The 22008-nt window shown below is 64.7% G+C and carries 16 protein-coding genes, 1 pseudogene and 1 riboswitch; of the genes and pseudogenes, 10 read left to right on the forward strand and 7 right to left on the reverse strand.

The window, feature by feature from the left end; genetic code table 11:
- Nucleotides 1–168: 168 nt before the first annotated feature.
- The 3 genes from metH to AC1D0O_RS15505 all read right to left on the reverse strand — a co-directional run bounded on the left by metH (nucleotide 169) and on the right by AC1D0O_RS15505 (nucleotide 5336).
- Nucleotides 169–2922 carry a methionine synthase gene (gene metH / locus AC1D0O_RS15495; RefSeq protein WP_477654399.1) on the reverse strand — a complete coding sequence of 918 codons (2754 nt, stop codon included), beginning with the start codon at nucleotides 2920–2922 and terminating at the stop codon, nucleotides 169–171.
- Nucleotides 2923–2937: 15 nt separating this feature from the next.
- Nucleotides 2938–3032, reverse strand: a riboswitch (S-adenosyl-L-homocysteine riboswitch).
- Between the two features lie 72 nt (nucleotides 3033–3104).
- Nucleotides 3105–4088 (reverse strand): Bug family tripartite tricarboxylate transporter substrate binding protein, encoded by a 984-nt coding sequence (locus tag AC1D0O_RS15500; protein WP_477654400.1) that lies wholly within the window; start codon nucleotides 4086–4088, stop codon nucleotides 3105–3107.
- A 201-nt stretch (nucleotides 4089–4289) separates the two neighbouring features.
- Nucleotides 4290–5336: a homocysteine S-methyltransferase family protein gene (locus AC1D0O_RS15505; protein ID WP_477654401.1), complete on the reverse strand. Its 1047-nt coding sequence runs from the start codon at nucleotides 5334–5336 to the stop codon at nucleotides 4290–4292.
- 164 nt (nucleotides 5337–5500) lie between these two features.
- Here AC1D0O_RS15505 and AC1D0O_RS15510 point away from each other — a divergent pair, with 164 nt between their 5' ends.
- Nucleotides 5501–5893: a rhodanese-like domain-containing protein gene (locus AC1D0O_RS15510; protein ID WP_477654402.1), complete on the forward strand. Its 393-nt coding sequence runs from the start codon at nucleotides 5501–5503 to the stop codon at nucleotides 5891–5893.
- 57 nt (nucleotides 5894–5950) lie between these two features.
- Nucleotides 5951–7834: a DNA helicase RecQ gene (gene recQ / locus AC1D0O_RS15515; protein ID WP_477654403.1), complete on the forward strand. Its 1884-nt coding sequence runs from the start codon at nucleotides 5951–5953 to the stop codon at nucleotides 7832–7834.
- Nucleotides 7835–7881: 47 nt separating this feature from the next.
- Here the strand turns inward: recQ and AC1D0O_RS15520 are convergent, their stop codons facing one another.
- Nucleotides 7882–8922: a glycosyltransferase family 2 protein gene (locus AC1D0O_RS15520; RefSeq protein ID WP_477654404.1), complete on the reverse strand. Its 1041-nt coding sequence runs from the start codon at nucleotides 8920–8922 to the stop codon at nucleotides 7882–7884.
- Nucleotides 8906–9421, reverse strand: a complete 516-nt coding sequence (locus AC1D0O_RS15525; RefSeq protein ID WP_477654405.1) for a serine O-acetyltransferase — start codon at nucleotides 9419–9421, stop codon at nucleotides 8906–8908. The genes AC1D0O_RS15520 and AC1D0O_RS15525 overlap by 17 nt, the downstream gene beginning before the upstream one ends.
- Before the next feature lie 565 nt (nucleotides 9422–9986).
- On the opposite strand from AC1D0O_RS15525, the gene AC1D0O_RS15530 reads away from it, so the two are divergent.
- From AC1D0O_RS15530 to AC1D0O_RS15550, 5 genes and pseudogenes are all read left to right on the forward strand, one after another.
- Entirely contained in the window at nucleotides 9987–10961 is a 975-nt protein-coding gene (locus tag AC1D0O_RS15530; protein ID WP_477654531.1) for an amino acid ABC transporter substrate-binding protein, read from the forward strand.
- A gap of 88 nt (nucleotides 10962–11049) precedes the next feature.
- Nucleotides 11050–12252: an amino acid ABC transporter permease gene (locus tag AC1D0O_RS15535; protein ID WP_477654406.1), complete on the forward strand. Its 1203-nt coding sequence runs from the start codon at nucleotides 11050–11052 to the stop codon at nucleotides 12250–12252.
- A gap of 3 nt (nucleotides 12253–12255) precedes the next feature.
- Nucleotides 12256–13359: an amino acid ABC transporter permease gene (locus AC1D0O_RS15540; RefSeq protein ID WP_477654407.1), complete on the forward strand. Its 1104-nt coding sequence runs from the start codon at nucleotides 12256–12258 to the stop codon at nucleotides 13357–13359.
- A gap of 15 nt (nucleotides 13360–13374) precedes the next feature.
- Entirely contained in the window at nucleotides 13375–14118 is a 744-nt protein-coding gene (locus AC1D0O_RS15545) for an amino acid ABC transporter ATP-binding protein (protein WP_477654408.1), read from the forward strand.
- A gap of 10 nt (nucleotides 14119–14128) precedes the next feature.
- Nucleotides 14129–14891 (forward strand): annotated as a pseudogene (locus tag AC1D0O_RS15550) (class II glutamine amidotransferase); the annotation flags it as partial.
- Nucleotides 14892–14973: 82 nt separating this feature from the next.
- Here AC1D0O_RS15550 and AC1D0O_RS15555 read toward each other — a convergent pair.
- Nucleotides 14974–17337 carry an ATP-binding protein gene (locus AC1D0O_RS15555; protein WP_477654409.1) on the reverse strand — a complete coding sequence of 788 codons (2364 nt, stop codon included), beginning with the start codon at nucleotides 17335–17337 and terminating at the stop codon, nucleotides 14974–14976.
- Between the two features lie 251 nt (nucleotides 17338–17588).
- Between AC1D0O_RS15555 and AC1D0O_RS15560 the strand changes: the two genes are divergently transcribed.
- Complete coding sequence (locus tag AC1D0O_RS15560; protein ID WP_477654410.1) at nucleotides 17589–18791, forward strand: threonine ammonia-lyase; 1203 nt, start codon at nucleotides 17589–17591, stop codon at nucleotides 18789–18791.
- Between the two features lie 21 nt (nucleotides 18792–18812).
- Here AC1D0O_RS15560 and AC1D0O_RS15565 read toward each other — a convergent pair whose 3' ends face one another.
- Nucleotides 18813–19295 (reverse strand): glycine zipper family protein, encoded by a 483-nt coding sequence (locus AC1D0O_RS15565; RefSeq protein ID WP_477654411.1) that lies wholly within the window; start codon nucleotides 19293–19295, stop codon nucleotides 18813–18815.
- Between the two features lie 122 nt (nucleotides 19296–19417).
- Between AC1D0O_RS15565 and AC1D0O_RS15570 the strand changes: the two genes are divergently transcribed.
- Nucleotides 19418–19585 carry a hypothetical protein gene (locus AC1D0O_RS15570; protein WP_436155687.1) on the forward strand — a complete coding sequence of 56 codons (168 nt, stop codon included), beginning with the start codon at nucleotides 19418–19420 and terminating at the stop codon, nucleotides 19583–19585.
- Nucleotides 19586–20023: 438 nt separating this feature from the next.
- Nucleotides 20024–21886, forward strand: a complete 1863-nt coding sequence (locus tag AC1D0O_RS15575; protein ID WP_477654412.1) for a phosphoenolpyruvate carboxykinase (GTP) — start codon at nucleotides 20024–20026, stop codon at nucleotides 21884–21886.
- Nucleotides 21887–22008: the final 122 nt, after the last annotated feature.

Consider the following 22008-nt stretch of genomic DNA (forward strand, 5'->3'; position numbering starts at 1 on the left):
GCAATTCCCTCAGGTGAAATCAAATCGCTTGCTCGGCGTTGGCTGAATCAACAGGTGTTCAACGTTTCCCATGCCGCGAAGGTAAACACGCACTGGCAAGCGGCCGTGTATTTATGTAAACGCAGCTTATTCTCCGGCAAAGCCGGCGTAAACGCGAATTACACGGGCTTAGAGATTTGGCGCGAGCAGGCGTTGCAGCTCAGCCGCCTTGAGCCCGCGTCGTTGCGCCAGGTCCTGCAGCTGGTCGTCGCCAATCTTGCCGACGTTGAAGTAAGTGCTTTGCGGATGGCTCAGGTAAAAGCCGCTGACGCTGGCCGCCGGCGTCATGGCCAGGCTCTCGGTCAGGGCCATGCCGATCTCGCCGGCCTTGAGCAGCTCGAACATCTCTTTCTTGACGCTGTGGTCGGGGCAGGCCGGATAGCCGGGCGCGGGGCGTATGCCCTGGTATTTTTCGGCGATCAGCGCTTCGCTGTCCAGCGACTCGGCCGGCGCATAGCCCCACAGGTCCTTGCGCACGCGCTGGTGCAGGCTTTCGGCGAAGGCCTCGGCCAGGCGGTCTGCCAGGGCCTTGAGCATGATGGACGAGTAGTCGTCGTGGTCGTCGAGGAAATACTTTTCCTTCTTCTCGGCGCCTATGCCGGCGGTCACGGCGAAAACGCCGATGTAGTCGGCAACGCCCTTGGGCGCGACGAAGTCGGCCAGGCAGCGGCTGGGCCGCATCACACCGTCGATGGCGGTTTTTTCGGTCTGCTGGCGCAGGCCGTACCAGGTCATGGCGACCTCGCTGCGCGTCTCGTCGGTGTAGATCTCGATGTCGTCGCCCACGCTGTTGGCCGGGTACAGCGCCATCACGCCGTTGGCGGTCAGCCAGCGGCCTTCGATGAGGCGCTTGAGCATGCGCTGCGCGTCGGCATAGACGCGCACGGCCTCGGTGCCCACCACCTCGTCCTTGAGGATGGCCGGAAACGGGCCGGCCAGGTCCCAGGTCTGGAAGAAAGGGCCCCAGTCGATGTACTGCGCGAGTTCGGCCAGGTCGAAGTTCTTGAACACGCGCCGGCCGGTGAACTTGGGCACGGGCGGCGTGTAGCCGGCCCAGTCCATGGGCGTGACATTGGCGCGCGCCTTGGCCAGCGGCCACATCGGCACCTGCTTTTTGTTGGCGTGCTGGGTGCGCACCTTGTCGTAGTCGGTATACAGGTCTTCAATGTATTTGGCGGCCTGGTCGGACAGCAGGCTTTGCGCCACGCTCACGCTGCGCGACGCGTCGGGCACATAGACTACCGGGCCTTCGTAATGCGGCGAGATCTTGACGGCCGTATGCACCCGGCTGGTGGTGGCACCGCCTATCAGCAGCGGGATTTTCTTGATGCGGAAGTGCTCGTCCTTCTGCATTTCGGCGGCCACGTACTGCATTTCCTCCAGGCTGGGCGTGATCAGGCCCGACAGCCCGACGATGTCGGCGCCCTCGACCTTGGCGCGCGCCAGGATTTCGTGGCAGGGCACCATCACGCCCATGTTCACGACCTCGAAGTTGTTGCATTGCAGGACCACGGTCACGATGTTCTTGCCGATGTCGTGCACGTCGCCCTTGACCGTGGCGATGATGATCTTGCCCTTGGTTTTGACGTCGCCGCCGGCGGCTTCAAGCAGCAGCTTCTCGGCCTCGATGTAGGGCAGCAGGTGCGCCACGGCCTGTTTCATCACGCGGGCGCTTTTGACCACCTGGGGCAGGAACATCTTGCCCTGGCCGAACAGGTCACCGACGACGTTCATGCCGTCCATCAGCGGGCCTTCGATGACATGCAGCGGCCGGCCGCCCTCGGCAAGAATCTCGCGGTACACCTCTTCGGTGTCGGTCACGATGTGCTCGTTCATGCCGTGGACCAGCGCGTGCGACAGGCGCTGGCGCACAGGCAGGGCGCGCCATTCGTTCTTCTTGCTGTCGTCCTTGGCGCCGCTTTTCGCGGTTTCGGCGACTTCGATCAGGCGCTCGCTGGGCGTGAGTTCGGCCTCGCCCGGCTTGTAGACCGGCGTACGGTTGAGCACCACGTCCTCGACGCGTTCGCGCAGCACCGGATCGAGGTCGTCATACACGCCGACCATGCCGGCGTTGACGATGCCCATGTCCATGCCGGCCTGGATCGCGTGGTAGAGGAACACGGTGTGGATGGCTTCGCGCACCGGGTCGTTGCCGCGGAAGCTGAAGGACACGTTGGACACGCCGCCGGAAACCTTGGCGCCCGGCAGGTTCTGCTTGATCCAGCGCGTGGCGTTGATGAAGTCGACCGCGTAGTTGTTGTGCTCTTCGATGCCGGTGGCGATGGCGAAGATGTTGGGGTCGAAGATGATGTCCTCGGGCGGGAAGCCGAGCTCGTCGACCAGCACGCGGTAGGCGCGCTCGCAGATCTCGACCTTGCGCTCGTAGGTGTCGGCCTGGCCTTTTTCATCGAAAGCCATGACCACGGCCGCCGCGCCGTAGCGCTTGAGCAGCTTGGCCTGCTGCTTGAAGGGCTCCAGGCCCTCCTTCATCGAGATGGAATTGACGATGCCCTTGCCCTGGATGCAACGCAAGCCGGCCTCGATGACGCTCCACTTGGAGCTGTCGATCATGATGGGCACGCGGGCGATGTCGGGTTCGCTGGCGATCAGGTTCAGGAAACGCACCATGGCGGCCTGGCTGTCCAGCATGGCCTCGTCCATGTTGATGTCGATGATCTGCGCGCCGTTTTCCACCTGCTGGCGAGCGACCGCCAGGGCCTGCTCGTATTCGCCGTTCAGGATCATGCGGGCGAAGGCCTTGGAGCCGGTGACGTTGGTGCGCTCGCCGATGTTGACGAACAGGGTGCCCGCGCCGATGTTGACCGGCTCCAGGCCGGACAGCTTCATAGGGGGGACAAAGACGGAATTTTCGGTTTCAGACACGGACTCACCTTAAGGCCAAGGTGAGCGTCGTTGCCGCAGGCAACGCCGAAAGGGTCGCCTGTAACCCAAGCCTGACGGACGCGGGGTCCGCTGCAACGCTCCTTGGGTTGCCGGTATTTTACCGGCTGAACGCCCTGTTGCGCCATCCCCCGGTGCGAATGCCCCGGGGAACGGAGTGCTACTTAATCCAGTTTGATTTTGGCGACTTTGATCAGGCGGCCGTAATCGGCGTGCTCTTTCATGACCATGTAGGCGAAGTCCGCCGAGGTCATGGGGCTGGGCGTGGCGCTCATGCGTGCGAATTTTTCGGCCGTGTCGGGCGTGTTGAGCGCGGCAGCGAAGGCTTTTTGCAGCTGGTCGGTCGTGGCTTTGGGCAGGTTGGCCGGGCCGAAGATGCCGAACCAGGTGCTGATGTGGAAGCCGGGCAGCACGTCGTTGATGGTGGGGATCTCCGTGAAGCTGCTGGAGCGGTTGATGGTGGTCACGCCGAAGGCCACCAGCTTGCCCGACTTGATGTTGGCGCTGGCCGAGGCCAGGTTGTCGAACATCAGGTCGGTCTGGCCGGACAACAGGCCGGTCTGCGCCTGGGCCGAGCCGCTGGAAGGCAGGTGCACCACGCTGATCTTGGCCAGGCTTTTGAACAGCTCGCCCGCGAGGTGGCCGGCGCTGCCGTTGCCGCCGGAGGCGTAGTTCAGCCGGCCGGGGTTCTTGCGCGCATAGGCGATCAGGTCCTTGGTGTCCTTGATGTTCAGGCGTTTCGCCGTCTCGGCATTCATGACCAGCACATTGGGCACACGGGCCACCAGCGTGATGGGCGTGAAGTCCTTCAGCGCGTCATAAGGCATGTTGGGGTAGAGCCAGGGGTTGATGGCGTGGGTGGCCACCGCGCCCATCACAAGCGTATGGCCGTCGGCCGGCGCCTTGGCGACCAATGCGGCGCCCACGTTGCCGCCGGAACCGGGCCGGTTGTCGACCGTCACTTCGGTCTTGAGCAGGGGGCGCAGCTTTTCGGCCAGGATGCGCGCGGCATTGTCCAGCGGGCCGCCGGCCGGGTACGGGACGATGATGGTGACCGGTTTTTGCGGCGCCAGCTGCGCATGGGCCCCCAGGGCGGCCGTGGCCACGGCGAATGCCGCGGCGATCTTGATGAATGAACGCACGTTCATGATTTCCTTAGTTGTGATGTTGTGTTGTGTCCGGCCATGGGCAGGCTGCAGGGCGCAGCGCCGGATGGTGAAAACCAGGCCTGACAAACGGGCCTGACTATAGCCGTTAAATGTGACGCGCCGGGGGTGATCCCGCCTGGATACTTTGTAACGGCCGGGACGGGAAGAAAGGGATAAGGTGGCCGGGAAGGCCCCTCACCCTCAGGCGGCTTCCTTGTAGAAGCCGCCGCGCTGCCGCGAGCGCGCGGCCACGGGGGCCACGGCGTGGGCAATCGCACCTATGTGGTCCGGCGTGGTGCCGCAGCAGCCGCCCACGATGTTGACCAGGCCTTCATCGGCGAACTCGCGCAGCAGGCGCGAGGTCACGTCGGGCGTCTCGTCAAAGCCGGTATCGCTCATGGGATTGGGCAGGCCGGCATTGGGATAGCAGCTGATGAAGGTGTCGCCGGCCACGCGGGCCAGCTCCTGGATGTAGGGGCGCATCAGGGTGGCGCCCAGCGCGCAGTTGAGGCCGATCGCCAGCGGCGCGGCATGGCGCACGCTGTGCCAGAAAGCCGTCACGGTCTGCCCACTCAAGATGCGGCCCGAGGCGTCGGTCACGGTGCCGCTGATGATCAGGGGCAGGCGCTCGCCGGAGTTGTCAAAGTATTCGTCGATGGCGAACAGCGCCGCCTTGGCGTTGAGCGTGTCGAAGATGGTTTCGACCAGCAGCACGTCGCTGCCGCCCTTGACCAGGGCCTCGGTCTGTTCGTAGTACGCCTTGCGCAGCTCTTCAAAGCTGGTGTTGCGCGCACCGGGGTCGTTGACGTCGGGGCTGATGCTGGCCGTCTTGGGCGTGGGGCCCAGGGCGCCGACCACGAAGCGCGGCTTGTCGGGCGTGGAGAACTTGTCGCAGGCGGCGCGCGCGATGCGGGCCGACTCGTAATTCATCTCGACGGCCAGCTCGGCCATGTCGTAATCGCCCTGCGCCACCGTGGTCGCGCCGAAGGTGTTGGTTTCAATCATGTCGGCGCCAGCGGCCAGGTAGCCTTCATGGATGTCCTGGATCACGTCGGGGCGCGTGAGGCTCAGCAATTCGTTGTTGCCCTTGACGTCCTTGTGGAAGTCCTTGAAACGCTCGCCGCGGTACTGGGCCTCGTTCAATTTGAAGCGCTGGATCATGGTGCCCATGGCGCCGTCGAGGATGGCGATGCGTTGTTCCAGGATGGCCGGCAGTTGTTGGCCGCGGGTGTAGGTGATTGGCTTCATGGCCTAATTTTAAGCGGCCGCGGTTTTTTCGACAGACTCCGAAATGGCCGCCCTGTTTTCCGCCGGGCCGCCCCCAAGGAAAACACGCCCCCTCGGGGGGCAGCGCAGTACGCGAAGCGACAAGCGTGGGGGCCTTAGACGACAATAGGGGTATTGACTCCATCATGAAAAAATTTCAACCCAAAGAAGCCTGGTCCTGGCTGCAGGCGCATCCCGATGCGCTGTTCGTGGACGTGCGCATGGAAATCGAGTCGCTGTATGTCGGCCGTCCGCCGGGCGTGGTCAACGTGCCGTGGTACGAGTACCCCGACCTGCAGCCCGACGCGCAGAAGTTCGCCGAGGCCGTGGCGCGCGAGGCTGCGGGCAAGGCGCAGCCGGTGCTGCTGATCTGCCGCTCCGGCAAGCGCACGCTGGACGCCGGCAAGGCGCTGGAGGCGGCCGGCTTCACAGACGTGCAGCATGTGGTGCACGGCTTCGAGGGCGAACTCGACGAGCAGTTCCAGCGTTCCACACTCTCGGGCTGGCGCTTTGACGGCCTGCCCTGGGAGCAGATGTAGCCTTCGCCTTCCCGGCGTCCGCGCAGCAGGCTTCACCGCATCAATTCCATTCCAACCTTGTCCTCACTCCCTGTCTCCCCCCTTCCCACCCCTTTGCATGTACTGGCCGAGGTGTTCGGCTACGACAGCTTCCGGGGCCCGCAGGAAGCCATCGTGGACCACGTGGTGCGCGGCGGCGACGCGCTGGTGCTGATGCCCACGGGCGGCGGCAAGTCGCTGTGCTACCAGATACCGGCCATCGTGCGGCAGCAGGCCGGCCACGGCGTGACGGTGGTGATCTCGCCGCTGATCGCGCTGATGCACGACCAGGTCGGCGCGCTGCACGAGGCCGGCGTGTCGGCGGCTTTCCTCAATTCCACGCAAAGTTTCGACGAAAGCAGCCAGCTTGAAAAACAGCTGCTGCGCAATGAGTTGACCCTGCTGTACGCCGCGCCCGAGCGCATCAACACGCCGCGCATGAAGGGCTTGCTGGCCTCGCTGCACGAGCGCGGGCTGCTGAGCCTGTTCGCGATCGACGAGGCGCACTGCGTGAGCCAGTGGGGCCACGATTTCCGGCCCGAATACCGCTCGCTGAGCCTGCTGCACGAGACCTTCCCCGACGTGCCGCGCATGGCGCTGACGGCCACGGCCGACGCGCTGACACGCCAGGACATGATCGAGCGCCTCAAGCTCGAGGACGCGCGCCAGTTCGTCAGCAGCTTCGACCGGCCCAACATCCGCTACACCATCGTCGAAAAGACCGACCCGACGCGCCAGCTGCTGCGTTTCATCGAGACCGAGCACGAGGGCGAAGCCGGCATCGTCTACTGCCAGTCGCGCAAGCGCGTGGAAGAGATCGCCGGCATGCTGCAGGACGCGGGCCTGAAGGCGTTGGCCTACCACGCGGGGCTTGATTCAACGCTACGCCAGCAACGGCAGGACCGCTTCCTGCGCGAGGACGGCATCGTCATGGTCGCCACCATCGCCTTCGGCATGGGCATCGATAAGCCCGACGTGCGCTTCGTCGCCCACCTGGACATGCCCAAGAACATCGAGGGCTACTACCAGGAAACCGGCCGCGCCGGACGCGACGGCCAGAGCGCCGACGCCTGGATGGTCTACGGCCTGCAGGACGTGGTGAACCAGCGCCGCATGATTGACACCAGCGAGGCCGCCAGCGAAGACTTCAAGCAAGTGATGCGCGGCAAGCTCGACGCGTTGCTGACGCTGGCCGAAGACACGCGCTGCCGGCGCGTCAGCCTGCTCGGCTATTTCGGCGAGGACAGCCAGCCCTGCGGCAACTGCGACAACTGCCTGAACCCTCCCGCCGTCTGGGACGCCACCGAGGCGGCACGCAAGATGCTCAGCTGCATCTACCGCGTCCAGCAGGCCAGCGGCATCAGCTTCGGCGCCGGCCACATCATGGACATCCTGCGCGGCAAGGCCACCGAAAAAGTGGCCCAGCACGGGCACGACAAGCTCAGCACCTTCGGCATAGGCGCGGACCTGGCCGAGGCGCAATGGCGCGGCGTGCTGCGCCAGCTGATCGCGCGCAACATGGTGCGCGTGGACGCCGAGGCCTTCAGCACGCTGCAGCTGATGCCCGATGCGCGCCAGGTGCTCAAGGGAGAGGTCAGCGTGGTGCTGCGCGAGCAGGCTGCGGGCGCCAAGGCCGGCGGGCGCGGCAAGCGCGTGACCAAGACCTCGGTCAAGGGCCTGGCCGAAGCCGCGCTCAATGCCGGCGCGCTCGAGCGCCTGGCGCGCCTCAAAGCCTGGCGCGCTGAAGTTGCCCGCGAGCACAACCTGCCGGCCTTCGTGATCTTCCACGACGCAACCTTGCGCGCGATTGCTGAACGCGCACCGCAAGGTGTCGCCGACCTCGAAGGCATCAGCGGTATCGGCGTCAAAAAGCTCGAAGCCTACGGGGCCGAAGTGCTGCGCGTCTGCGCGGCAACGGCTTAGGCCTTCGCAAGCCGGCGGCCGAAACCCGCGCGGTACGCCTTGGCCGCTTAAACCGCGCCGGGCGTATTTCGGATCTCGACGCTGTCTATGGCCGCGCGGGCGGGGCGCTGCGGTGTCAACAGCCCGCGAACCAGGCCGGCAGCGTTAAAACACCACGACACGACCGAAAACACGGCTTTTGTGGCGCTGCGTTTTCGCCATGCCATCAACAGGATGGGTACCGCCGCAATGCAGGAGAAGGCCGCGATGCGCACTGTCCACGGCAGGGGGGCCACCAGAACGGCGAGCAGCACGGCCCACCATCCCAGCACGGCGACATACAGCCGCAACTCGCGCACCCGCGTCAGCACCAGCCCCAGATGCGACTCGCCCCAGGCCGCGCGCAGCACTTCGCCCAGGCCGCAGATGTAGCGGCTGCGCCAGCGGCGCACCAGCAACTGGTAGGGAGGCGCATCGTGGCCATGGTGCCGCACGGAATCGGTGCCCAGGCGCCACAATTTCCAGCCCCTGGCATGCAGGCGCATGGCCAGGTCAAACTCCTCATAGCTGTGCAGGTTGCGGTCTGAAAAATACCCGGCTTGCTCCACTGCAGCCCTGCGGTACAGGCCGCCCATGTCCAGCCGGTCCACCGTGCCCGCCTGCATGTGGCCCAAACCCCGCTCCACGCGCGCCACATATTCCAGGCTGCTGGTATTCATTTCAACGACTTGCCCTCCCACGCCGGCCACGTCGGGGTGCGCCTGCATGAAGGCCAGCGCCTCCGGCAAAAACCCGGGCAGCATTTCCATGTCGCCGTCCAGGATGTAAACAAATTCGCCCGCCGAATGCTGGTAACCCAGCTGGGGGCCGACGCCGCAGCAGCGTTCATCGGCGCGTGCCAGTTGCACGATACGGATGGGATAAGCAGACGCCAACGCCACGGTGCGGTCGCTGGAGCAGGAATCGGCGAGCACCACCTCGCCACCGACCATCCGGACGGCCGTCAGCGCACTCTCCACTGCGGCGACGATGCGCTTTTCTTCGTTCAGGGCCTTGATGACGATGCTCACCCGGCATGGGGCACCTGCGGCTTCAGAGGGCTGCATCATTTTTACCTCGCAAAATAATGCGGGCCGGCACACCCACGGCAAGCGCGCCGGCGGGGACGTCCGTGATTACCACCGCATTGGCGCCAATGTCAACGTCATCCCCAATCCGTATGGCCCCAAGGATCTTCGCGCCGGCGCCGATGTTCACACGGTTGCCGATGTGCGGCGCGTCCAGCGGCCTGTCCATGCGCTGGTTGCCGATGGTGACGCCCTGGCGGATGATGCAGTCGTCCCCGATGACGGCCTTGCCATGCACCACAATCGCGCCGGAATGTTCTATGACGAGGCGCCTCCCGATCTGGGCCGAGACCCCGATCGTGACGCCGCAGAACATTTCAGCCAGCTTGGCCAGTACCAGATGCAGGGCGCCAAGCGGGTAACGCACCAGCCTGGACTGAAACCGGTAGCGCAAATGCCCCAGCCGGTATACCTGCAGCGCCCAGAAGCCCAGGGACAAAGCGCCTTCCTGCGCTGCACGCAAGTCCTCAAGAAAAGCCATCGCTATTGACCTTCCAAAACGCACATTGAGACGTGACAAGCACTCGCACGGTCGCAGGCTCCAACGGGGGGCGGTTCGGAGTTCCGGGAAGAAGTCCGCGGCAAGCGCCTTAGAACCCGGCAAAGCCGGGGGCGATAAATCTCAGCTCTCGCAGAGGAAAAGTGCAAGATTCGTACCAATGGACTTGCCAGAGACTGAGCTGGCAGCGGCTGTATCAGCAGCGCAGGCGGGCCGTAAAGAAGACCGTTGTGCCCGGTTTTGGGGCGGCCGGGCCAGCGCAAGGCGGCGGCCGGGACGGGAAATCTTCCGCTTTGCGTCCATGCGCCATGCCTGGCGTGCATATCAACCCCTCGTTAAGCTCATGACGCATTTTTCGCAAGGGTTTATCCCGAGCGAATAGGCCTTTGCACCCGCATGGCGCACGCAGTGCTTGGGTTAGCATTTCGGCGCTGGCACGCATCGTGCTGGACCTCATAAGTTTCACTGACTGGAGAATCCCGTGATCAAAATCGCAAAAAAACATGGCCTTGCCACGCTGGCTGCCGCCGGCCTCACCCTTGCTGCGATGGCGCCCGCCCACGCCGGCAAGACACTGGATGCCATCAAGGCACGCGGCCAGGTCATCTGCGGCGTGAACGTCGGCCTGGCGGGTTTTTCCTCCGCCGACAGCAACGGCGCCTGGACCGGTCTTGACGTGGACACCTGCAAGGCCATCGCCGCCAGCGTGCTGGGCGACGCCAGCAAGGTCAAATGGGTTCCCCTGAACGCCCAGCAGCGCTTCACCGCGCTGCAATCCGGCGAAGTCGACGTGCTCTCGCGCAACACCACCTTTTCGCTGACCCGCGACGCGTCGCTGGGCCTGCACATGACCGCCGTCACCTATTACGACGGCCAGGGTTTCATGGTCCCCGTGAAAAGCAAGATCAAAAGCGCCAAGTCGCTGAAGAACGCCACGGTCTGCGTGCAGTCCGGCACCACGACCGAGAAAAACCTGACCGACTTCTCCAAGGCCAACAACCTGAACATGAAGCCCGTGGTGTTTGAAAAGCAGGAGGCCGTCAACGCCGCCTACTTCTCGGGCCGCTGCCAGGCTTACACGACGGACGCATCGGGCTTGGCCTCGGTGCGCAACAAGGAAGCCAAGGTTCCCGCCGACCACCTGATCCTGCCCGAGCTGATCTCCAAGGAGCCGCTGGGCCCCATGGTGCGCCGCGGTGACGACGAGTGGTTCGCCATCGTCAAGTGGGTGGTGTACGGCCTGGTCGAAGCCGAAGAGTACGGCGTGACCCAGGCCAACGTCGACGCCATGACCAAGGACAGCAAGGACCCCGTGGTCATGCGCCTGACCGGCAGCGGCGAGGACACCGGCAAGCTGCTGGGCCTGGACAAGGAGTGGCTGGTGCGCGCCGTCAAGGCCGTCGGCAACTACGGCGAGATCTTCGAGCGCAACGTCGGCCCCAAGACGCCGCTGGCGCTGCCGCGCGGCCAGAACAACCAGTGGAACAAGGGCGGCCAGATGTACGCCATGCCGGTGCGCTGACCTGATCACCTGATTCCGATGCGCTAACGCAACGGGCCGCTCACAACCACACGTTGTCGAGCGGCCCGCTTTTTTGGGTACCCCGTTTATGTCCGAGCACTCCCTGATTCCCCCGCGCCCGGCTCCGGCCACGCGGCGCAAGGTTTTTTCCTGGCGCAGCAAGCAGGCGCGCGCCATCGTCTACCAGGTGCTGGCCGTCAGCCTGATCGTCTTCCTGATCTGGCTGCTGGTGAGCAACACCATGGCCAACATGAAGACCCGCGGCATCCAGAGCGGCTTCGACTTCCTGATGCAGCCGGCCGGCTTCGACATCGGCGAAGGCTGGCTCAATTACGACTCCATAGACCCCTACTGGAAAGCCTTCCTGGTCGGGCTGGTCAACACGCTGCGCGTGGCGGTGGTCGGCATCGTGCTGACCTCCACCCTGGGCACCCTGCTGGGCGTGGGCCGCTTCTCGCGCAACGCCCTGGTGCGCGCGCTGTGCTACGGCTACGTGGAGACCTTCCGCAACATCCCGGTGCTGCTGCAACTGCTGATGTGGTACCTGCTGTTCACCGAATACCTGCCGGCCATCGACCAGGCCCTGCACATCGGCAAATGGGTTTATGTCAGCAAGAACGGCCTCTCCTACCCTTCGCCGGTATGGAAGCTGGGCCAGACGCTGGCGCTTGTGGGCGCCCTGGTCGGTGTCGCGGCCAGCGTGTTCTATGCGCGCAACGCGCGCAAGCAGTTTGACCTGACCGGCAAACCGCGGCCGGTGTTCTGGGTGTCTCTGGCGCTGGTCGTGGGCGGCGCGGTGCTTGGCTGGCTCGCGGGCGGCGCGCCCAACGAATGGAACATGCCGCTGCTGACCGAGTCGCAGGTCGAAGGCGGCGGGGCGCTGTCGCCGGAGTACCTCGCGGTGTTGCTGGGCCTGGTGCTCTACACCTCCGCCTTCGTGGCCGAGGTGGTGCGCGCCGGTATCGCCTCGGTGTCGCTGGGCCAGCACGAGGCCAGCGCCTCGCTGGGCCTGTCGCGCGGCCACTCGATGCGGCTGGTGGTGCTGCCGCAGGCGCTGCGGGTCATCATCCCGCCGCTGACCAACCAGTACCTCAACCTCACCAAGAACTCCTCGCTGGCCGTCGCGGTGGGTTACCCGGACCTGGTCTCCATCGCCAACACGTCGCTGAACCAGACCGGCCGGGCCGTGGAGTGCATCGCCATCATCATGCTGATCTACCTGAGCACCTCGCTGGCGACGTCCGGCCTGATGAACTGGTTCAACAGCCGTGCCGCCATCAAGGAGCGTTGAGCGATGAACAAAACCTTTGTCCCGATCGCAGCCCGCCCCGCCCCCATCAAGATGGAGGGTGTCGGCCCCTGGCTGCGCAACAACCTGTTCTCCAGCATCGGCAATACGGTGATTTCCCTTGTCGTGCTTGCCGTGCTGGTCTGGGCGGCCACGAACATCGCGCAGTGGGGCATCTTCCATGCCGTCACCGCGGCCGACCCGGACGCCTGCCAGGCCGCGCGCGGCGTGGGCGCCTGCTGGGGCGTGATCCGCGAAAAGGGCCGCATCATCCTGCTGGGCCGCTACCCGCAACCCGAACACTGGCGCGCAGAACTCGCCACCCTGCTGCTGCTGGGCCTGGTGGTAGCCAGCTGCGTACGCTGGTTCTGGAAGCCCTGGCTGGCGCTGCTGTGGGTCGCGGTGCTGGCGACCTTCTTCACGCTGATGAGCGGCGGTGTCCTGGGCCTGGCCAAGGTGACGACCGACCAGTGGGGCGGCCTGCCGCTGACGGTGATGCTCACGGTGATCTCCATGACCATCGCCTTCCCGATCGCGGTGGTGGTGGCGCTGGGGCGCCGCGCCAACATGCCGGCCATACGCACGCTGTGCGTCATCTACGTCGAGCTGATACGCGGCGTGCCGCTGATCTCGGTGCTGTTCATGGCCAGCTTCATGTTCCCGCTGTTCATGCCCATAGGCCAGTCGCCGGACGTGCTGGTGCGGGTCATCGTCGGCATCACGCTGTTCGCTGCGGCCTACATGGCCGAGATCGTGCGCGGCGGTTTGCAGTCCCTCTCCAAGGGCCAGACCGAGGCGGCCGCCAGTCTGGGGCTGGGTTACTGGCAGACGCAGGGCAAGATCGTGCTGCCGCAGGCCCTGGGCACCGTGGTCCCCAGCATCATGAACAACTTCATCTCGCTCTTCAAGGACACCTCGCTGGTGACCATCGTATCGCTGTACGAACTTACGGGCGCGCTGTCGCTGGCCGTGGGCTCGGACCCGAACTGGCGCCCTTTCAAGATCGAAGCCTATATTTTTATTGCCGCAATTTATTTCACCTGCTGCTTCGCCATGTCGCGCTACAGCCTGTGGATTGAACGCCGGCTCGCCGTGGGCAAAGCCCGTTGAACAGGAAATAACAAAATGAGCGAACCCACCATCCACTTCGACAAGGTCAACAAATGGTACGGCAACAACTTCCACGTGTTGCGCGACATCGACCTTCAAGTCAAGCCAGGCGAGCGCCTGGTGATCTGCGGGCCTTCGGGCTCGGGCAAGTCCACCATGATCCGCTGCATCAACGCGCTGGAAGACTACCAGGAAGGCAAACTCACCGTCGCGGGCTCGTTGCTGGGCGACGACATCAAGGCGATTGACGCGGTGCGCCGCCAGGTCGGCATGGTGTTCCAGCAGTTCAACCTTTTCCCCCATCTGACGGTGCTGGAAAACCTCACGCTCTCACCGACCTGGGTGGCGGGCCTGTCGAAAAAAGACGCGATCGAGCGCGCCATGGTGCAGCTGGAGCGCGTGCGCATCGCCGAGCAGGCACAGAAGTACCCCCTGCAGCTCTCGGGCGGCCAGCAGCAACGCGTGGCGATCGCCCGGGCGCTGTGCCTCACGCCCAAGATCATGCTGTTCGACGAGCCCACCTCGGCGCTGGACCCGGAAATGATCAAGGAAGTGCTGGACGTGATGATGGAACTGGCCAACCAGGGCATGACCATGCTGTGCGTGACGCACGAAATGGGCTTTGCCAAGGCGGTGGCCGACCGCGTGATCTTCATGGACCAGGGCCAGATCGTCGAGGAGAACACGCCCACCGAGTTCTTCAACCATCCGCAAACCGACCGGGCCAAGGATTTCCTGTCCAAAATTCTGGGGCATTAGACTACAGCCCATGTGCCAACTCCTGGGAATGAATTCGGCGAAGCCGGCGGACCTTCGGTTTTCGTTGACCGGCTTCGCCGCGCGCGGCGGCCTGACCGACCACCATGCGGACGGTTTCGGCATCGGTTTTTTTGAAGACAAGGCCTGCCGCCTTTTTGTCGACGCCCAGCCGGCGGCGACCTCACCGGTCGCCGAAATGCTCAAGCACTACGCGATCAAGTCGCGCAACGTGGTCTCGCATATCCGCAAGGCGACGCAGGGCGACCCGATGCGGCTGGAAAACTGCCATCCCTTCACCCGCGAGCTCTGGGGCCGGCACTGGCTGTTCGCCCACAACGGCGACCTGATCGATTACCAGCCGGACTCCGCCGGCAATTACCAGCCTGTAGGCACCACCGACAGCGAGCGGGCGTTCTGCGCGCTGATGGAAGAACTCAAGCGCATCAGCCCGCGCGAGCCCTGCTCGGCCGACATCGTGTTCGACACGCTGTGCGCCATGAGCGAGCGCACCGCCGAATTCGGCGTTTTCAACTATTTGTTGTCCAATGGCCAGTCGCTGTATGCGCACTGCTCGACGCGGCTGTGGTACCTGGTGCGTGAATGGCCGTTTTCCAATGCCAGCCTGGTGGACGCCGACCTCAGCATGGATTTCGCCCAGACCAACAACCCGGAAGACCGGCTCTGCGTGGTCGCCACCCAGCCGCTGACGCGCAACGAAAACTGGCAGCAGATGCAGCCCGGCCAGTTGCTGTGGATGGAAGACGGCCGCATCGTGCGGCAGGCGCAGCTGGAGGTCAGCGAAGCCATACGAAAGAAACACCAAGCCAGCCTGGCCTGCGTGTAATCCAGAAGGGGCTACTGCAGGAAACCCATGTTGCGGCCTTCGCGCACCTCGGGCTTGATGCGGTGCTCAGCCTCAAGCTGCGCGAGGAATTCCTCGGCCGTGAACTCGGCCGCCAGGATGTCGACCTGACGCTTGACGGCCGCGAAATCACCGGGGCACAGCTGCGTGAGCTTGCCCAGGCGCTCGCGCAAGGCGCCGCCCAGCAGGGCGGCGTCGCCGGCCAAGGCCTCAACCACAAACATGGCTTCGCGCTGCTCGCGGCTCAGCGGCATGAATTTGATCTTGAAGGTAAAGCGGCGCAGCGCCGCCTGGTCCAGGCTGTCGAACAGGTTGGTGGTGCAGATGAAGATGCCGTTGTGGCGCTCCATGCCCTGCAGCATTTCATTGACCTCGGTCACTTCGTAGGTGCGCTGGGCGCCGCGCCTGTCCTGCAGGAAGCTGTCGGCTTCGTCGAGCAGCAGCACGGCTTTTTCGGACTCGGCCTCGCGGAACATGGCGGCCATGTTCTGTTCGGTCTCGCCGACGTACTTGCTCATGAGGTCGCTGGCCTGCTTGATGATCAGGGGCAGGTCCAGCGCTTTGGCGATGTGTTCGGCCAGCGCGGTTTTGCCGGTGCCGGGCGGGCCGTAGAAGCACAGGCTGCCATGGCCGCGGCTCTTGAGCGCTTCGACGATGCGCGGCACTTCAAAGCGCGACTCGACGTTGAGCATGGACAGGTCGTAGGTGGTGACGCTGCGCCGGCCCGCGCTTTCGGATTTGTTGCCGAGCGCGACGTCGGCGTTCTTGAGCTGCCGCTCGATCAGCGACTCCATCAGCAGCGGCCGGCCGCCGGCCAGGATGGCCTGCAAGGCTTCGCCGTCGACCTGTGCATCGATTTTTTCCTCGGGCGCGCTGGCCAGCCGGGCAAAGCGCACCGCCGTGCGTATCTGCGCGGGCGTGAGGCCCTTGCGCGCCGTGAGCTTGGCCACGAAGGCGTCGCTGACCTGCACACCCTCCAGCGTCTTGCGCACCACGCCCTCGCGCGCACCGGGCGGCGGCGAGCGCAACTCAAGGTGATAGGCGAAACGGCGGCGGAAAGCCGGGTCTATCTGTTCGATGCGGTTGGTGACCCACAGCGTGGGCACGGTGTTCGACTCGAGGATCTGGTTGACCCAGGCCTTGCCGCTGACCGAGCCGCTGGCCGGCACCGGCAGCTGTTCGGAGCGCGCCATCAGCTGCGCGGCTTCGTTAGAGATGGGCGGGAACACGTCTTCCACCTCGTCGAACAGCAGGGCCGAGTGCGTGCTGCCCTTGAGGAAGACCTGGGCGATCTGCAATGAACGGTAGCGGTCGCGCCCGCTCAGTGAATTGCCGTCGCGGTCGGCGTATTCGACTTCGAACAGGTCCAGCCCGGCGGCCTGCGTGACGACCTTGGCCAGCTCAGTCTTGCCAGTGCCGGGCGGACCGTAGAGCAGCACGTTGACGCCTTGCTCCTTGGCGGCCACGGCATTGCGCAGCAGGGACACCAGCACCTGCGCGTCCTCCTGCACAAAAGCGAAATCGGCCAGGCCCAGGCTGCTGTGCGCGGCGGGGCGCGTGAAGACGGCCATCAGCTCGTTCTGGTCGCGGTATTCACGCATCAGCACGGGCGGCAGTTTCTCGCTGACCTTCATGAGGTCGGCGAGGTCGGTGATGTTGTGCTCGGAGATCAGGTTCTCGACCATGCCGATGCGTTCGAGCCGCGAGCCGGCGCGCAGCGCCTCGGCGACTTCGGGCGCCTTGACACCGGCCACGTCGGCGATGGCGGCATAGGCTTCGGGGGCGTTGTTGACCTTGAACTCCACCAGCAGGGAACGCAGGTCGCGCTGGTAGCGCGCCAGCGTGCCATAGAGCAGCAGCGCGCGCTCGGCGCGGTTCAGCTGCAGCAGGTTGGCCAGCGCATCGATGTTTTTTTCGACCAGGGTCGATTGCTTCTTGAGCGCGTGCGTGAGCCACTCGCCGGTGGCGGCCAGCACGGAAAGCAAATCCTTGGGCTGGTCCTTGGCGTGTTCATCGAGGTAGAAAAACAGCGTGCCTTCTTCATAGGGGCCGCGCCAGGCGCCGTGGCGCGCCATGAATTCGGCGTCGGTCAGGCTTTCGTGGCCGCGCCAGAACTCGTTGTCCTTGCAGCGGCGGACCAGGAATTCGCGCAGGCGCTGCAGCGCGGGCAGTGGCCAGACCAAGTGCCGGCCGGAGAGCGAGAGCAGGCTGTTGAGGTCGCGCCTGACGTTAAACTTGGCGCCCTGGCGGGCGGCCAGCGTCAGCACGAAATGCGAACACATCAAGTCCAGCACCGGGGCTTCCTTGAGCCCGGGGGACAGCAGCCACTGCTGCTCGCTAACGGAACGCTTGCTCATGGACAAACCTCCCTGTTGCAACTACACCGCTGGTTGACATTGCCTGTGCACCTTGCCTCATTGCGTGACCTATCACCTTGGCCATGAACGCCTGGGCGCCATGGGGCTCAACGAGGCTCCACCATAACGCAGCTTGAAGCATCATGGAAGACGCTACTTGAACCCTTACGTGTGAAATGCGCCACAGAATCGCTAACGTTACACGCGGACAATCACCCGGCACAATCCCGTACATCGCCACAGAGGAAATCATGCTCAGCCTTACCGACATCGAACAGGCCGCCCAGCGGCTGCAGGGCCATTTGCTGGACACACCGTGCGTGGAATCCAGGACGCTGTCGCAGCTGACAGGCGCGCAGATTTTCCTGAAGTTCGAGAACCTCCAGTACACCGCATCCTTCAAGGAGCGTGGCGCTTGTAACAAGCTCGCGCAACTGTCAGCCGACGAACGGCGGCGCGGCGTGATCGCGATGAGCGCGGGTAACCATGCCCAGGGTGTGGCCTACCACGCGCAGCGCCTCGGCCTGCGGGCGGTGATCGTGATGCCGCGCTTCACGCCGGGCGTGAAGATAGAGCGCACCCGCGGCTTTGGCGCCGAGGTGGTGCTGCACGGCGATTCGCTCGACGAGTCGCGCGCCCATGCCCTGCTGCTGGCCGAGCGCGAGGGCCTGGTTTTTGTGCACCCTTATGACGATGAAGCCATCGTCGCGGGCCAGGGCACCGTGGGGCTGGAAATGCTGCGTGCCGTGCCCGAACTGGACACCCTGGTGATTGCCGTGGGCGGCGGCGGCCTGATCGCGGGCATGGCCACGGCGGCCAGGGCCCTCAAGCCCGGCATTGAAATCATCGGCGTGCAGACCTCCCGCTTCCCGGGCATGGTCAATGCCATCAAGGGCACCCAGCATCCGCAAGGCACCAGCACCATTGCCGAAGGCATCGCCGTCGGCACGCCGGGCGTGATCCCGCGGGCCATCATCGCCAAGCTGGTGGACGACCTGGTGCTGGTGGACGAGGGCGACATCGAGCAGGCCATGGTCATGCTGCTCGAGATCGAAAAAACCCTGGTCGAAGGCGCGGGCGCGGCCGGGCTGGCGGCGCTGCTCAAATACCCGGCGCGCTTTGCCGGCAAAAAAGTCGGCCTGGTGCTGTGCGGCGGCAATATCGACCCGCTGCTGCTGGCCGCCATCATCGAGCGTGGCATGGTGCGCGCCGGGCGCCTGGCGCGCATCAAGGTCAGCGTGCGCGACATTCCTGGCTCACTGGCGAAAATCACCGCCACCGTGGCCGACGCCGGCGCCAACATCGACGAAGTGCACCACCAGCGCGCCTTCACCATGCTGTCGGCCCAGAACGTGGAGATCGAGCTGGTGATCCAGACGCGCGGGCGCGACCACATCCAGCAGGTGCTGGCGGCGGTCAACGCGGCCGGCTTTGAGGCCTCGGAGCAGCACTGAGCGCGGCTATCGGCCGGCGGTTCAGTTCCAGCCGATCACCTCAAAGCCGCGTTCGCTGAGGCAGCGTTGCACAAAGCTGCGGTAGGTGCTGTTGGGCTTGTCGTTGTGGAAAGCGCCCGACACCGCGCCCGCCGAGCCGCCCACGGCGGCACCCGCGGCGCCGGCGCGCAGCACGCCTTCTCCGCCTCGCCCCGTGATCAGCGCGCCCACGGCCGAGGCCACGCCGCCAACGGCTGCGCCTTCGCCGGCGCGGCGGCCCACTTCATTGCCGCTTTGCGACGGGCTGAGTCCGGCGGCCGAGGCCCGCGACATGCAGGCATTGGCTTCGGCCTGACCCTGGGCGTCGCCGACTCGGTTGAGCGTGGCGTTGGGATAGAGCACCGGCCTGGCCGAGGCGCTGTTGGGGCCGCCGGTGGCGCAGGCCGACAGCAGGGCCAGCGCGGACAGGACTGCGCCGGCGGAAACGGCGCGCAACCAGGGTTGAAATGGGACTGGGGATTTCATGCTTTCCTTCCACAAACAGGCATGGCTAAAGGGTAACGCAAAGGCGGCCGCCGGCCCCTTTGCGGCCCATCGCGGCATGCGGGTAAAATCTGCCCAGACTTTCAAGCAATTCAGGAACCCCCATGTCCAGTCCAGCCAGCCACACCACCAATGCCGCCCACGACAGCGCCACGCCCGCCCAGGAGCAGGATGCCGTTGACGCCATCATCCCCGTGATCCCCATTGTTCTGCCCGTGGTCGGCGGCGTGCTGATGTTCCTGCTGGCCTTCATCGCCATCTACATGGCCTGAAACCCTCCCGCCTCTCCTTCGCTTCCCCCAAAAGTCCGCACCTTGCGGACTTTTTTGTTTCCGGCCCCAGCGCCCTCTGACTCTTTTCCGGCCCTTTTCCGCAGAGAAAACCTCGGCCCGACAGCGTCCCATGGCATTCCATACCCTCATGTCATGACTGCCTGAACCCCTGCACGGCTTATGCATAACCTCATGCAAGTTCTGCATAACTTTTGACGGTAACCGCAAGGTAACCCGCGCCGTTGTTCTTAAAATGAATTCTCCGGCCGACCCGTGGGAGGTGGAAAAGCAGGTCCTTCCGACCGCTTTTTGCCTCACGCCGCAGCTGTCCGGAAGCCCTCAAGCCTTATTTCGACAAGCGTCTCAAGCACAGGACCATGCCCACGGTTGCCGCGCGACGCTTCCCGAAATAACGCTTTTTAACTTTGGAGTTTTTCGATGAACCAACCCGTGATGCAGGGCCTCAAGCTCAACACACCCAGCTACGTCAAGAACGCGAAACTGATCGCCTGGGTCGCCGACATGGTGGCCCTGTGCAAGCCCGACGACGTCTACTGGTGCGACGGCAGCGACGCCGAATACCAGCGCCTGTGCCAGCAGCTGGTCGACGCCGGCACCTTCAAGAAACTCAACGAAACCAAGCGCCCCAACAGCTTCCTGGCCCAAAGCGATCCCAGCGACGTCGCCCGCGTGGAAGACCGCACCTACATCTGCTCCGCCAAAAAGGAAGACGCCGGCCCGACCAACAATTGGATGGCGCCCGCCGAGATGCGCCAGACGCTGCAACCCCTGTTTGACGGCTGCATGAAGGGCCGCACCATGTACGTGGTGCCTTTCAGCATGGGCCCGCTGGGCTCGCCGATCGCGCACATCGGCATCGAACTCTCCGACAGCCCCTACGTGGCCGTCAACATGAAGATCATGACGCGCATGGGCCAGGCGGTGTTCGGCGTGCTGGGCGTGGACGGCGACTTCGTGCCCTGCGTGCACACCGTGGGCGCGCCGCTGGCCGAAGGCCAGAAGGACGTGAAGTGGCCCTGCAACAAGACCAAGTACATCGTGCACTACCCCGAGACGCGCGAGATCTGGTCCTACGGCTCCGGCTACGGCGGCAATGCGCTGCTGGGCAAGAAGTGCTTCGCACTGCGCATCGCTTCCAACATGGGCCGCGACGAAGGCTGGCTGGCCGAACACATGCTGATCCTCGGCGTGACGAACCCCCAGGGCAAGAAATACCACGTGGCGGCCGCCTTCCCGAGCGCCTGCGGCAAGACCAACTTCTCCATGCTGGTGCCGCCGGCCGGCTTTGACGGCTGGAAAGTCACCACCATCGGCGACGACATCGCCTGGATCAAGCCCAGCGCCGACGGCAAGCTCTACGCCATCAACCCCGAAGCCGGTTACTTCGGCGTGGCGCCTGGCACCAATTTCCACACCAACCCGAACTGCATGGCGAGCCTGGACAAGAACGTCATCTTCACCAACGTCGCCCTGACCGACGACGGCGACGTGTGGTGGGAAGGCATGGAAAAGGACACCGGCGGCCAGCCCGCCCACCTGATCGACTGGCAAGGCAAGGACTGGACACCGCAGATCGCCAAGGAAACCGGCGCCAAGGCCGCCCACCCCAACGCCCGCTTCACGGTGGCAGCCATCAACAACCCGGCCCTCGACAGCGCCTGGGACGACCCGAAAGGTGTGGCGATTGACGCCTTCATCTTCGGCGGCCGCCGCTCGACCACCGTGCCGCTGGTCACCGAAGCGCGCAACTGGGTCGAAGGCGTGTACATGGCCGCGACCATGGGCTCGGAAACCACGGCAGCCGCCACCGGCCAGGCCGGCGTGGTGCGCCGCGACCCGTTTGCCATGCTGCCCTTCATGGGCTACAACATGAGCGACTACTTCCAGCACTGGCTCAACGTCGGCAAGAAGCTGGAAGCCACCGGCGCCACGATCCCCAAGATCTACACCACCAACTGGTTCCGCAAGGGCGAAGACGGCAAGTTCGTCTGGCCCGGCTACGGCGAGAACATGCGCGTGCTCAAGTGGATGATCGACCGCATCGAAGGCACGGGCAAGGGTTCCGAGCACATCACCGGCATCAGCCCCGCCTACGAAGACCTGAACTGGACCGGCCTCAACTTCAGCGCCGAGCAGTTCAACACCGTGACCAGCATCGACAAAGCCGCCTGGCTGAAAGAACTGGAGCTGCACGCCGAACTGTTCAAGCAACTCGAACATCACCTGCCGAAAGAGCTGGGGGAGACCAAAGCCGCGATCGAGCGCCGCCTGGCTGCCTGACCGGCCCGCCATGCGGGTGCGGCGCACGATCTGCGCCGCGCCTCACGCCCCTGAAGCCACCCGGCGACGAGGCAAAGAAAAAGCCACCTGACAAGGTGGCTTTTTTGTGGGCGCCGCGTGGA

It is taken from the genome of Polaromonas sp. P1_F2, assembly GCF_056405735.1.

Excerpts from the sequence above, each read along its gene's own strand:
- AC1D0O_RS15530 (WP_477654531.1), top strand. The coding sequence starts at position 9,987 with ATGGCGCCCGCCCACGCCGGCAAGACACTGGATGCCATCAAGGCACGC.
- AC1D0O_RS15520 (WP_477654404.1), bottom strand. The coding sequence starts at position 8,922 with ATGATGCAGCCCTCTGAAGCCGCAGGTGCCCCATGCCGGGTGAGCATC.
- AC1D0O_RS15575 (WP_477654412.1), top strand. The coding sequence starts at position 20,024 with ATGAACCAACCCGTGATGCAGGGCCTCAAGCTCAACACACCCAGCTAC.
- AC1D0O_RS15525 (WP_477654405.1), bottom strand. The coding sequence starts at position 9,421 with ATGGCTTTTCTTGAGGACTTGCGTGCAGCGCAGGAAGGCGCTTTGTCC.
- AC1D0O_RS15510 (WP_477654402.1), top strand. The coding sequence starts at position 5,501 with ATGAAAAAATTTCAACCCAAAGAAGCCTGGTCCTGGCTGCAGGCGCAT.
- AC1D0O_RS15570 (WP_436155687.1), top strand. The coding sequence starts at position 19,418 with ATGTCCAGTCCAGCCAGCCACACCACCAATGCCGCCCACGACAGCGCC.
- AC1D0O_RS15505 (WP_477654401.1), bottom strand. The coding sequence starts at position 5,336 with ATGAAGCCAATCACCTACACCCGCGGCCAACAACTGCCGGCCATCCTG.
- AC1D0O_RS15500 (WP_477654400.1), bottom strand. The coding sequence starts at position 4,088 with ATGAACGTGCGTTCATTCATCAAGATCGCCGCGGCATTCGCCGTGGCC.
- AC1D0O_RS15540 (WP_477654407.1), top strand. The coding sequence starts at position 12,256 with ATGAACAAAACCTTTGTCCCGATCGCAGCCCGCCCCGCCCCCATCAAG.
- AC1D0O_RS15545 (WP_477654408.1), top strand. The coding sequence starts at position 13,375 with ATGAGCGAACCCACCATCCACTTCGACAAGGTCAACAAATGGTACGGC.
- AC1D0O_RS15535 (WP_477654406.1), top strand. The coding sequence starts at position 11,050 with ATGTCCGAGCACTCCCTGATTCCCCCGCGCCCGGCTCCGGCCACGCGG.
- AC1D0O_RS15555 (WP_477654409.1), bottom strand. The coding sequence starts at position 17,337 with ATGAGCAAGCGTTCCGTTAGCGAGCAGCAGTGGCTGCTGTCCCCCGGG.
- AC1D0O_RS15560 (WP_477654410.1), top strand. The coding sequence starts at position 17,589 with ATGCTCAGCCTTACCGACATCGAACAGGCCGCCCAGCGGCTGCAGGGC.
- AC1D0O_RS15565 (WP_477654411.1), bottom strand. The coding sequence starts at position 19,295 with ATGAAATCCCCAGTCCCATTTCAACCCTGGTTGCGCGCCGTTTCCGCC.